Here is a 12,340-nt window from a genome sequence, read left to right on the forward strand (position 1 = left end):
ATGACCAAGCCATTTTACGCCGAGCCGATTCTCAACTCGCCCTATGAAGTTCCGACGCGCCACCATGCACTGTCGGCCAGCGGTGAACCGCTTGACCATCCTCCGATCGAGGGAAGGCGGCGGTCGGAATACATAGCGCCTGTCCCTAAGAGCCGCCGCTCCAAGGCGTCTGCACAGAAGCAGACGAGCCTGGATCTCGATCAGCAGGATGCGAATGCCGCCCGCTACAATCTTTCCAAGCTGATCAACGAGATCCGGGGGCATGTCGAGAGCTGGCGAAGGCTTCCCAATCCGGCCGACTGGGGCGTCACCCCGACAACCCAGCGATTGCTTCAGCACTGGCGCCACCATTCTTTTTCAGGACCTCGGCCGTTCTTCTGCCAGGTTGAAGCCGTCGAGACCGCGATCTGGCTTGCAGAGGTCGCACGCAACCGAAAGCAATACGCGCATATCTTCCGCCATTTGGAAGAGGCCAACCAGGACGCCAACCCGGATCTCTTCCGCATTGCCCTGAAACTGGCCACCGGTGCAGGCAAGACCACTGTCATGGCCATGCTGATCGCCTGGCAGTCGATCAATGCGGCGCGCCAGCCGAACTCCAGCCTGTTTTCCCGCGGCTTCCTGATCGTCGCCCCCGGCATCACCATCAAGGATCGTCTGCGCGTCCTCAAACCCTCCGACACTAGCAGCTACTACCGCACGCGCGAGCTGGTGCCGCAGGACATGATGCCGGACTTGAACAAGGCGAAGATCGAGATCGTCAACTACCATGTCTTCCAGCGCCGCAAGGCGCATGAGCTGAATGCCGTCGGCCTGCGTCTGATGAAAGGCTGGAAGAACGAGGAGATCGAGGAACTGGAAACCGAGGGGGCGATGCTGCAGCGCGCCTGCGGCGACCTCCTCCAGCTCAAGAATATCGTCGTCATCAACGACGAGGCCCATCACTGCTACCGCGAAAGGCCCAATACCAACGAAGAGGATGAGCTGAAGGGGCAGGAAAAGGAAGAAGCCAGGGAGAACAACGAGGCGGCGCGTCTCTGGATTTCCGGCATCGAGGCTCTGAAGCGCAAGGTCGGCGTGCGGGCGGTTTACGATCTTTCCGCGACGCCCTTCTTCCTGCGCGGCTCGGGTTATGAGGAGGGCACGCTCTTTCCCTGGGTTGTCTCCGATTTCTCGCTGGTCGATGCCATCGAATGCGGCATCGTCAAGCTGCCGCGCGTGCCGGTCTCCGATAATTCGGTCAACTCGGCGATGCCAGTCTACCGCAATCTGTGGGACCATATCGGTAAGGACATGCCGAAGAAGGGTGCTGGCAAATCCGGTGATCTCGATCCGTTCAAGATGCCGTCGCCGCTGCAAACGGCGCTTTATTCGCTCTATTCCCATTACGAGAAGGAATATGAGGCCTGGGAAAAGGCCGGTATCGGTGTGCCACCCGTCTTCATCGTCGTGTGCAACAACACGGCCAGCTCCAAGCTTGTCTATGAGTGGATTTCCGGTTGGGAGCGGGAGGTTGAGGGCGAGCGCCAGAACAAGCACAAGGGCCACCTGAAGCTGTTCAGCAATTTCGATCAATACGGCAATCCCCTGGCGCGGATGAACACCCTGCTGATCGACAGCCAGCAACTGGAATCCGGCGAGGCGCTCGACGCAAATTTCCGCGAGATTGCAGCTCTCGAACTGGAGCGCTTCCGTCGCGAAAAGGCAGAGCGCGAAGGAGCCGCCGAGGCTGACAAGCTCTCGGACACGGAAATCCTGCGCGAGGTGATGAACACCGTCGGCCAGAAGGGACGGCTCGGCGAGCAGATCCGCTGCGTGGTGTCCGTCTCGATGCTGACTGAAGGCTGGGATGCAAACACCGTCACCCATATTCTCGGCGTGCGTGCCTTTGGCACGCAGCTTCTCTGTGAGCAGGTCATCGGCCGCGGCCTGCGCCGGCAGTCCTACGAGCTGAATGACAAGGGCCTGTTCAACACCGAATATGCCGATATCCTCGGCATTCCCTTCGATTTCGCCACCGAACCGCAGGAGGTGGTTCGCACGCCGCCGAAGCCCGTCACTCGGGTTCACGCAATGAAGGAGCGGGCGAACCTTTCCATCCGCTTCCCGCGCGTCGCTGGTTACCGTACCGAACTGCCGTCGGATCGCTTTTCGGCAAGCTTCAACGAGGATTCCGTCCTGACGCTGACGCCGGAGCTCGTGGGTCCGTGCAAGGTCCGGCTGGAGGGTCTGGTCGGAGAAGGCCATGACATTTCGCCCGACGCGCTGAACGACATGCGGCCAAACACGGTCGCCATCCACCTGACGAAGAAACTGATTGAGCTCTATTTCCGGGAAACCGACCAGGACGTTCCCTATTACCTCTATAACCAGCTCCAGCCAATCACCCGGCGCTGGGTGAATGAATGCTTGAAGCTGACCGGCGGCACCAAGGCCGGCATGCTGACCTATGCGGAGCTGGCCGAGAAGGCCTGCGAACTGATCTACCAGGCGATCGTGCGCAGTGCGGGCGAGGAAGGAACCGGCGTCGTGAAGGCCATGCTCGATCCCTATAACCCGCACGGCTATACGGATTTCGTTTCCTTCATCACCACCAAGCAGAACCTCTGGCGCACCAGCCGGTCCCAGGTGAACTACGTGGTCTGCGACAGCGATTGGGAGGCGGAGTTTGCGCGCGTGGTGGAAGCCCATCCCTCCACCATCTCCTACGTCAAGAATCAAGCGCTTGGTTTCGAAGTGCCCTACCGCGTAGGCAGCGTGCCGCGTCGCTATTTGCCGGATTTCATCATCCAAGTGGATGACGGCCGTGGTCCGGAGGACCCGCTGAACCTGATCATCGAGGTGAAGGGGTTCCGGGGGCTGGACGCGCAAATCAAGGCGCAGACCATGGAAAGCATGTGGGTGCCGGGGGTTAACAACCTGAAGAGCTACGGCCGCTGGGCCTTTAAAGAATTCCGCGACGCCTTCGCTATGGAAGAAGAATACAAGAAATTGATTGCATCGTTTCTGACGGTGGCAGAGGAAGTCGCATAATGGCCGGCTCAACATTTCGAACGAACCCAGTTTCGCTTCACGACCTCCTCAGAAGCTGCAACGACGGCAAACTGCAGTTACCCGACTTCCAGAGAAGCTGGGTCTGGGACGAAGATCGCATCAAGAGCTTGATCGCTTCTATTTCCCGCGCTTTCCCTGTCGGTGCGCTCATGACGTTGGAAACTGGCGGCAGCGTCAACTTCAAACCAAGGACGATCGAGGGTGCGCCGGAAGCCGCGAGCAAGATTTTGCCCGCAGAGCTGCTGCTGGATGGCCAGCAACGCATGACCTCACTTTACCAGGTCACCCTTCGCGGTCAGGTGGTGAAGACCATCACACCGAAGAAGCAGCCGGTCGAGCGGTGGTTTTTTATCGACATCAGGAAATCGCTGGATGCCTCTTCGGATCGAGAGGATGCAATCCTCTCGGTGCCAGCGGACAAGATCATCCGGTCAGACTTCAACCGTAATATCGATAGCGACTATTCCACCACCGAGAGAGAATTCGAGAATCTGGTATTCCCACTTTCCCGTGTCTTCGATGGCATGGCCTGGCAGATGGAGTTTGTCACCTGGGCGAATGCCAACGGGCGCATGCAGGAACTCTGGCCTGTTGTCCAGCAGTTCTACAATGATGTCCTTGCAAACTTCACGGGCTATCAGGTGCCCGTCATAGCGCTCGACAAGACCACCACGAAAGAAGCGGTCTGCACAGTCTTCGAGAAGGTCAACACGGGAGGCAAGCCGCTTGATGCCTTCGAGCTCGTCACCGCCATTTATGCCGCTGATGGCTACGAGTTGCGGAAAGACTGGTACGGCGACGGACGTGACAACAAAGGCCGCCACGGCCGGTTCGTGAATGCCCAGAAATTGGCCGACGCCGAAAAAGGCATATTGGCCAACGTCGCCAACACCGATTTCCTGCATGTCGTCTCGCTGTTCTACACCCGTGACCTCAGGCGGGCAGCCGAAGCCTTGTGTAAGGAGGGCAAGGACCTTCCTCAGGTCACTGGAAAGCGAGAGGCGCTCCTCAATCTGCCTCTGACTGCCTACGAGCAGTACCAGGATTTGGCAGAGCAGGGATTCCTGAAGGCCGCAAAGTTTCTCTTCACCCAACGGGTCTACCGACTGTTTGATCTGCCCTACCAGACGCAGATCATCCCCCTCGCTGCCATCCTTGCTGATATAGGCGATGCATGGGAACTTGAGGCAAACCGCGATAAGCTGCAAAAGTGGTATTGGTGCGGCGTCCTAGGCGAGCTCTATGGCTCGGCGGTCGAGACCCGCATATCGCGCGATTTTCTGGAAGTGCCGGCCTGGCTTGCCGGTGGCAAAGCGCCTGCGACGGTGTCCGAAGCATCATTCCGGCCTGAGCGCTTGAAAACGATGCGCATGCGTCTTTCTGCTGCCTACAAGGGCGTGAATGCGCTGTTGATGAAGGAAAAGGCGAAGGACTTTCGCTCCGGCCAGGAATTCGACCACACAGTCTTCTTCGGCGAAAGTGTCGATATCCACCACATCTTCCCGAAGAAATGGTGCGAGGACAGAGGCATCAAATCGGACATCTATGACTCCATCATCAACAAGACCCCCCTGTCCTATCGAACGAACCGCATCATCGGTGGTGTGGCACCCTCGATCTACCTTTCCAAATTGGAGACAGGCAGTGCCGATGCCTCGGCCATCGATCCTGCCAAGCTCGACGGGTTTCTGACGTCACACCTGATCGAACCGACCCTTCTTCGTGCTGACGATTTTGCCGCCTTCATGGATGCGCGCCAGAAAGCCCTCTTGAACCTGATTGAGCATGCGATGGGGAAACAGTCGCCTGCAGCCATTGCCAGCACCGGCGACTATTCCGAAGAGTTGGATGAGGACGAGGAGGAGGCTGAATTCACGGTGGCTGCACAATGACGATTATGCCGGGCATAGTGAAACAAGCGGAGGGAAAACATGGCGAACTATAAGGATGGCGTCATTAGGGACGGCAGCACTCTCGGAGCAGGTAAGGCGCTCGGAAATCTCAAAAACGGAGTTATCCGCGATGGATCGACTGCTGGTTCAGGCCGAGCCCTGGGAAATGTTAAAAGCGGCATAATTCGCGACGGGTCGACTCCGGGATCGGGTAATGCCATCGGTAACGTCAAAGATGGGGTCGTAAGAACCGGAAGCACACTTGGAGCCGGGACAGTCAGAGGCAAAGTCTCCGACTACACCATCAAAGGCATCGAACGGGAATATGATGCCGAGATTGTCGCCGTGTATCACTTTCTGATCAAGAAATTCCTCTGAAAGACTTCAAGTAAATGGCCAAGACCCCGCGCGAAAAAGACGTGTCTACCCTCACCCACGACAAGGCCGTCCGGCTCAACAATCCCACCGCCGAGATGGCGTCGCTCTATGAGCAGCAGGAGGAAATGCTGGGCGAGGCGGAGCGCGAGATGCGGGTGCCGCGGAATCGGCCGCTGGCGGACGGCGAGGTGCGCGACAGGGATATGGACCGCGATCCGCAGATCATCTGGAACGGCGCTAAGATCAAGATCACGCCTGAGCAGATGCGCAAGCTTGCCGAGACCGGCGAGATCGAGATTGGCGATGCGCAGCTTGTCTGGCGCGGCAAGGATCGGCAGGACTGGTCTGACCTCGTGGTCAATGCGCCGCCGCTCTACATTCAGGAAAAGGTGCATCCCAAGGCGATCATCGACGATCTGAAGCGCCGAACCACCAGCACCCGCCAGCAAAACACCGATGCGCCTGATCTGTTTGCCGATTTCAACGGCATTGCCGATCCGGAGGCGCGCGCCGAATTCTACCAGCACACCAAGCATTGGCAGAACCGCATGATCCTCGGCGACAGCCTGCAGGTGATGGCGAGCCTGGCCGAGCGGGAGGAGATGCGCGGCAAGGTGCAGTGCATCTTTTTCGACCCACCCTATGGGATCAAGTTCAACTCGAATTGGCAGGTCTCAACAATGAGCACTGCCGTAAAAGACGGCAAGAAGGAAGATGTCAGCCGTGAAGCGGAACAGGTGAAAGCCTTTCGCGACACCTGGAAGGACGGTATCCACTCCTACCTGACTTACTTGCGCGACCGGCTTATGGTGGCCCGGGAACTGTTATCCGTCACCGGCTCCGTCTTTGTACAGATCGGGGATGAGAATGTGCATCGCGTGCGGGCGGTTTTGGATGAAGTCTTCGGGCCAGAAAACTTTGTTCGGGAGATCGCGTTTTCCAAGACCTCAACTGGGTCTGGTGACTTTACACCCTCAGTTCTGGATTTTCTGCTTTGGTACTCGAAGGATGCAACTCAGGTAAAAGCACGGCCTTTACTCGAAAAGAAGATAATTGGCGGCACAGGGGGCACCGCGTTCACCTCGGCAGTGTCCTTGTATAATGAGAAGCGCCCACTTACGGCTGCCGAAAAGGCCAACCCTGAATTGGTTCCTGAGGGGTGGCGAGTAGCAGGCACTGGTGATCTTACCTCCTCTCGCCCGCCGGGCAGTTTTGATATCCATTTTCAGGGAAAAAAATACCATCCCGGAAGGCGTTTCTGGAGCACCGGTGAGGTGGGAATGCCGAGGGTCATCAAAGCAGGCAGAGTCTGGGCGACCTCGGGCGGACTTAGTTATATGCGCTTCTTAGAAGACTTTGATGTTTACCCCATAACTAATGTGTGGACGGACACTGTCGGTCAGAACCAATTTGGAGGGGAAAAGGCGTACGTAGTGCAAACTGGATTAAAGGTTGTCCAGCGTTGCATACTCATGACTACTGACCCCGGTGATCTTGTACTCGATCCAACTTGCGGCTCTGGCACTACGGCATATGTCGCTGAGCAATGGGGACGGCGATGGATCACCATCGACACTTCACGTGTAGCCCTCGCTCTCGCCCGCACACGCCTTATGAGTGCACGATATCCCTATTATATCCTGTCCGACAGCCCTGAGGGCCGCGCTAAAGAGCAGTTCCTTACAGGTCGTGTCGCGCCATCCACTACGACATCCGCTGATGTGCGTCAGGGGTTTGTCTATGATCGTGCCCCGCACATTAAACTCAAGAGCATTTCAAACAATGCCGAGATCGACGTGATCTGGGACAAATGGCAGGCGGTTGTGGAACCGCTTAGGGCGAGGCTCAACGATGCCCTTTCCACCACATTCGAGGAATGGGAAATCCCCCGCGATCTTGACGTCTGGCTCGACAGCAAAGACGGACAGGCCAAGGCGCATCTGGTGACCGAAGCAGCGCGCAAACTGCACGCCGACTGGTGGGAGGGCCGTATTGCCCGCCAAAAGGAGATCGACGCCTCGATTGCCCGCGCCGCCGATGTCGAACTACTCTATGATCGCCCCTATGAAGACAAGACGAAGGTGCGCGTCGCCGGTCCCTTCACCGTCGAAAGCCTGTCGCCGCATCGCGTCGTCGCCGCCCGCGAGGATACGCTGGGCGCAGAGCTAGCGGCCGCCGGCGCGATCACCACACGCGCCTCCACGCCAGCCAACATGCCGGAGGCGGATTTCGGCGAGATGGTGCTTTCGCATCTGCGCACCGCCGGCGTTCACCAGCAGGAGAAGCGCGACACCATCCATTTCAGCGCCATCACCCCCTGGCCGGGCAATTATATCGCCGCCGAAGGCCGTTATGCCGATGGCGGCGCGGTGGAAAAACGGGCCGCGATCCTGATCGGCCCGGAATTCGGCACGCTGACCCGCAGTCAGATCACGGCTGCTGCTCGCGAGGCATCGGATGCGCGCTTCGACGTGCTGATCGCCTGCGCCTTCAACTTCGACGCCCAGGCAACCGACCTCAACCGGTTGGGCCCGCTCGCCATTCTCAAGGCCCGGATGAACCCCGACCTGCACATGGCCGAGGACCTGAAGAACACCGGCAAGGGCAACCTCTTTGTCGTCTTCGGCGAACCGGACGTGGAAATCCTCGATGCGCCCGGCGGCGAGATCAAGGTCAAGGTCCACGGTGTCGACGTCTTTGACCCCTCCAGCGGCGAAATCCGCTCCGACGACGTGAAAGGCATCGCCGCCTGGTTCATCGATACCGATTACGACGAGGAAAGCTTCTTCGTCCGCCACGCCTATTTCCTCGGCGCGAACGACCCCTACAAATCGCTCAAGACGGCGCTGAAGGCCGAGATCGACCCGGATGCCTGGGAGACGCTGTATTCCGACACCTCCCGGCCCTTCCCGCGGCCGAGCACGGGGCGGATCGCGGTGAAGGTGATCAACCACTTCGGGGACGAGGTGTTGAAGGTGTTTGGGGTTTGAGATGGAGGAGAAGGATTACGAGGACCTGATCGAAATCGTCAAAGGCTACATGCGGGAATATGATCTTTCCGACTTGGCGGACGACAGCAATTTCCTAGACCCTTACCTGCTTACCGAGGGGGTTTCCAAGCTTCCCCCGCCCCAGAAGCATTTGATCTTGCTGCTGGAAGCATTCCAACTTCATCTCAAGTGGACTGATGTGGACACGGTGAAGCGCAGCCTAGAGCGTCTTTCCGAAGCCGTTGAGGAAGCTCCGGAAAACGCATTTATGGAGCTCCCGGATCGCGGGGACAGCCGCCGCGTTTACCTCACCGAACTCCCAGCACTTGGTCCTCTTCGTAAAGAGCTTGATGATTTGATTATTGCGCTGAGAGGTGAGGATTTCGAGCCGTCGCCGACAAGGGGGCTGAAATGAATAGGGTGAATGCAGAAGCGGCAATCAATTCCGTTTTCGGAAGATATGGTATTGGAAGGTCAGCTATACCAGCGGGAGCCAGCTCTCATGCGCGTGGCAAGGTCTATGAGCTCTATGTCTTGACGCTGGTGATCCAGTATCTTCGGCGTCTGGGATACACAATCAGTTTTTCTCACCCTCGCGGAGCTGTGCAATTCAAGTCAAGTCCGGGGCTTTTGAAGGCGAGCGATCCTCATTTTTCCGTTTCTCTACCCGGTAACCGTCCGTCTTTCGATATCTATGTAGACGTAGAATTCCAGACACTGGGCAGTTCTCTCGGCGCTCACACTGTAAGTCCTGATCTCAGTGCCCACCACGAGATTGATATTGGCGTCTTCAGGCACGGACTAGACAATATACGGCCTGCGTATTCTGATGTCGCTCTTGCTGTGGAGTGCAAGGCGGTCGTGTCGCTCCCCAAGGCTGTTATCAGGGGAATGCTTGGCCTCAGGAGGGAGCTCAGCTTGCTACATTTTCCTTGCCCGTCAATTCTAGCTCACACTGCGGGCAGTTCTGTAACCTACGTCCCAGCCAATCCCGCATCTGAAGTTTGGTTGGTAACAACCGACGGGAACGTCTCGATGTACAGCAATAGCCCCGGCGCATTCGGAATCACATGTTGCTATGAAGACCCCTGACGTAAGCAGTTTCCTACTCAACGAGAACATCGAAATGCTGAGGATTGCCAACACAACCCAGAATGGTTTCTTAACATCTCACTGCTTGATTGGTCTGAGCCGGAGTGACAGCCTCGTTGAACGGTCTGCGATAAAGCTCATGCTGACTTTATGTGCGGAAAACCGAGTCACGTTTCCGGTGTCTCAGTAACTGAAGATGAGAGTGTATTTTATGAACGAAGCACAAGCAGCACAACTTCTCTCGGAAGCTTACAACGAAGCAATTGCGAGGCGCGAACAGGTGACCGCCATTCACCTATTCGGCATTAAATATGCGGAAGAACTCGCTGCGCTGTCCGTCCCAGCAATTTTGGAAAGAGCCGGCATGCGGCCTTCGTACGCCACCGAAATTCGCAAGGGCATGAAACTAGCACAGTATGTGACCGTGCGGGACTGATATGACCACCATCCTCGCCGACAGCTTCACCGCCTCCCTCGCCAAGCTGACCAATGACGAGCAGAAGCAAGCGAAGCTGACGGCGTTCGATCTGCAGACCGATCCGGATCGTCCCGGCCTGCAGATGCATCGGATCGAGGCATCCAAGGACCCCAACTTCTGGTCAGTGCGGGTCAACCGCGATCTCCGGATCATCATTCACAAGACAGGCGACAGCGTGATGCTTGCCTATGTGGATCATCACGATGATGCCTATGCCTGGGCGGAGCGGCGACGCATCGAGGCGCACCCGCGCACGGGGGCTCTGCAGATCGTCGAGGTGCGCGAGCTGGTTGAGCAGATTACGGCGCCCGCCGAACCGCCACGCCAACCGGACCTCCCCTTTCAGATACCGGTTGCTCCCGTCACGTCGAACCTTCCACTGTTTGCAAAACTCTCCGCAGACGAGATCCTGTCGCTTGGGGTGCCGGCGGATTGGGTGGAAGATGTGCGGAGCGCCAGCGAGGAGCGTTTCTTTGCCCTGGCCAACCATCTGCCGCAGGAGGCCGCCGAAGCCCTGCTGGATTATGCAGCAACGGGCATTCTGAAGCCGGCGCCCGTGGCCGCTGCGGCACCTGTGGACCACCCGGATGCAAAACGCCGGTTCCGCATTCTCGAGGGGCACGAGGAACTGGCAGCCGCGCTCGATCAGCCTTTCGAGAAATGGGCCGTCTTCCTGCATCCATCGCAGCGTTCTCTGGTCGAGAAGGACTATTCCGGCCCCGTCCGTGTCATCGGGTCTGCCGGGACCGGCAAGACGGTTGTGGCCCTGCACCGCGTCGCCCGGATTCTTCGCGAAGATCCCGCAGCGCGTGTATTGCTGACAACCTTTTCCGAACCGCTTGCGCAGGCGCTGACGCGGAAACTGGCCATTCTGTTCGGCACGCACTCTCCTCTTCTCGACCGGGTGACCGTTTCTTCTTTCGACAGGGCCGCCTCCGACCTGCACGCCTTGATGACCGGGCGCCAGACCTATCTGATCAGCCGGGAGACATTGCGCGGCCTTCTTCGCGATGCAGCCAGTGCCGTCGGATTGACGCGCTACACACCGCAATTCCTGTTATCCGAATGGCAGCATGTCATCGATGCCTGGCAGATCGACAGCGCCGAAGCCTATGCGGCCGTGCCGCGCATGGGCCGCAAGAACCGTCTCGGGGCGAAACAGCGCGAGGAATTGTGGACGATCTTCAGCGAGGTGCGCCGGCAGATCCGCGCCAAGGCGCTGATGACCACCGCGGACCTGTTTACCGCCGTCACCGAACACTTCACGCGCCGCGATCAAAAGCCCTATAGCCATGTTGTCGTGGATGAAGCCCAGGATCTTGGCGTGGCGGAACTCCGCTTCCTGCGATCCATCGTTCCGGATCGAGGGGATGCATTGTTTTTCGCGGGCGACATTGGCCAGCGGATCTTCCAGCAGCCCTTTTCATGGAAGGGACTGGGCATCGATATCCGGGGCCGCTCTTTCACGCTGAAGGTGAATTACCGCACATCACAGCAGATACGACGCCTGGCTGACCTTCTGCTGCCGGCCAATGTCCGTGACGTCGATGGCGAGGAGGATGAGCGCAAGGGGACAATCTCCGTCTTCGAAGGCGTCGAGCCGGTCATCGTGGTCGCACCTGACGAAGACGGAGAGACGGGCGCCGCAACCGCCTTTCTCCAGAGCCTGCTCGATGCCGGCATGCCGCTGCGCGAAATCGGCATCTTCTGCCGCTCGAACGCACAGATGGCACGCGCGGCACGCGTGGCGGAGGCTCTCGCATTGCCGACCGCCTCCTCGCTTCAAGGCGAGCGGTTGAACGATGCCATTCTGATCGGGACGATGCATCTTGCGAAGGGGCTGGAATTTCGCGCTGTCATCATCCTTGCCTGCGATGAGGGGGTGTTGCCTCTTTCCAGCAGAATTGCCGAGGTTGCCGATGAGTTCGAACTGGACGAGGTGGTCGCGACCGAACGTCAACTGCTGTATGTGGCAGCGACCCGCGCACGGGATCACCTGTTTATTTCGGGCGTGGCGCCGGGATCCGAGTTTCTGGACGAGTTGATCGGCAGGTGAATACCGGCGGAAATAATTACCGATTGAGTGTCTCATAAAACGAGTATTACGAGGCCGACGATGGCATGCGTTGTCGGTCAGTGTCTGTGGGCAAAACTGAGGTCCGCGTGACACATTAGTAGCAAGTGGCTGTCTTGGGGCTGGTAGCGCGCTGGCGGCTTCCAAGAAGTCGAAATGGGGAGCTGCCATTGTGCCGGGCGGCCACAGCGCTTTTGCAAGACTATCTCCTGCACGGAAAAGTCGCGTCATCTCAAGATGTTAGCGATTTTGGCCGCAGTTCCTTGGACCATCCTCCTTGTTCGAAGGCGGCTAGGAAAATTGGCTGGGGACCCGCGATCAATGACCGCAACGGGGCCGGAGAACGAACCCGCTGCGCGGGAGAGCGTCTGCGGCTGAGGTA

The 12,340-nt window shown here is 58.2% G+C and carries 7 protein-coding genes; all 7 read left to right on the plus strand.

The features are described from left to right. Complete coding sequence (locus J5N58_RS21515) at positions 1 to 3,033, plus strand: BPTD_3080 family restriction endonuclease (protein WP_244712970.1); 3,033 nt, start codon at positions 1 to 3, stop codon at positions 3,031 to 3,033. After that, complete coding sequence (locus J5N58_RS21520) at positions 3,033 to 4,946, plus strand: GmrSD restriction endonuclease domain-containing protein (RefSeq protein ID WP_244712972.1); 1,914 nt, start codon at positions 3,033 to 3,035, stop codon at positions 4,944 to 4,946. Before J5N58_RS21515 ends, J5N58_RS21520 begins: the two co-directional genes overlap by 1 nt. A 39-nt stretch (positions 4,947 to 4,985) precedes the next feature. Beyond that, positions 4,986 to 5,324, plus strand: coding sequence for a hypothetical protein (locus J5N58_RS21525; RefSeq protein WP_244712974.1), 339 nt, complete (start codon positions 4,986 to 4,988; stop codon positions 5,322 to 5,324). A 14-nt stretch (positions 5,325 to 5,338) separates the two neighbouring features. After that, on the plus strand, positions 5,339 to 8,314 hold the full coding sequence (locus tag J5N58_RS21530; RefSeq protein WP_244712976.1) for a site-specific DNA-methyltransferase: 2,976 nt from the start codon (positions 5,339 to 5,341) through the stop codon (positions 8,312 to 8,314). 1 nt (position 8,315) lies between these two features. After that, a complete protein-coding gene (locus J5N58_RS21535) occupies positions 8,316 to 8,729 on the plus strand; it encodes a hypothetical protein (RefSeq protein ID WP_244712978.1) in 414 nt (137 codons plus the stop codon). A gap of 888 nt (positions 8,730 to 9,617) precedes the next feature. Beyond that, positions 9,618 to 9,842, plus strand: coding sequence for an HTH-like domain-containing protein (locus tag J5N58_RS21540; RefSeq protein ID WP_244712980.1), 225 nt, complete (start codon positions 9,618 to 9,620; stop codon positions 9,840 to 9,842). Position 9,843: 1 nt separating this feature from the next. Then, positions 9,844 to 11,940, plus strand: a complete 2,097-nt coding sequence (locus J5N58_RS21545) for a 3'-5' exonuclease (RefSeq protein WP_244712983.1) — start codon at positions 9,844 to 9,846, stop codon at positions 11,938 to 11,940. The last annotated feature ends 400 nt before the right edge of the window (positions 11,941 to 12,340 follow it).

The organism is Paenirhizobium cremeum (assembly GCF_022884085.1).
In the GTDB taxonomy this organism is placed as follows: Bacteria; Pseudomonadota; Alphaproteobacteria; order Rhizobiales; family Rhizobiaceae; genus Allorhizobium; species Allorhizobium cremeum.

Excerpts from the sequence above, each read along its gene's own strand:
- J5N58_RS21515 (WP_244712970.1), top strand. The coding sequence starts at position 1 with ATGACCAAGCCATTTTACGCCGAGCCGATTCTCAACTCGCCCTATGAA.
- J5N58_RS21520 (WP_244712972.1), top strand. The coding sequence starts at position 3,033 with ATGGCCGGCTCAACATTTCGAACGAACCCAGTTTCGCTTCACGACCTC.
- J5N58_RS21525 (WP_244712974.1), top strand. The coding sequence starts at position 4,986 with ATGGCGAACTATAAGGATGGCGTCATTAGGGACGGCAGCACTCTCGGA.
- J5N58_RS21530 (WP_244712976.1), top strand. The coding sequence starts at position 5,339 with ATGGCCAAGACCCCGCGCGAAAAAGACGTGTCTACCCTCACCCACGAC.
- J5N58_RS21535 (WP_244712978.1), top strand. The coding sequence starts at position 8,316 with ATGGAGGAGAAGGATTACGAGGACCTGATCGAAATCGTCAAAGGCTAC.
- J5N58_RS21540 (WP_244712980.1), top strand. The coding sequence starts at position 9,618 with ATGAACGAAGCACAAGCAGCACAACTTCTCTCGGAAGCTTACAACGAA.
- J5N58_RS21545 (WP_244712983.1), top strand. The coding sequence starts at position 9,844 with ATGACCACCATCCTCGCCGACAGCTTCACCGCCTCCCTCGCCAAGCTG.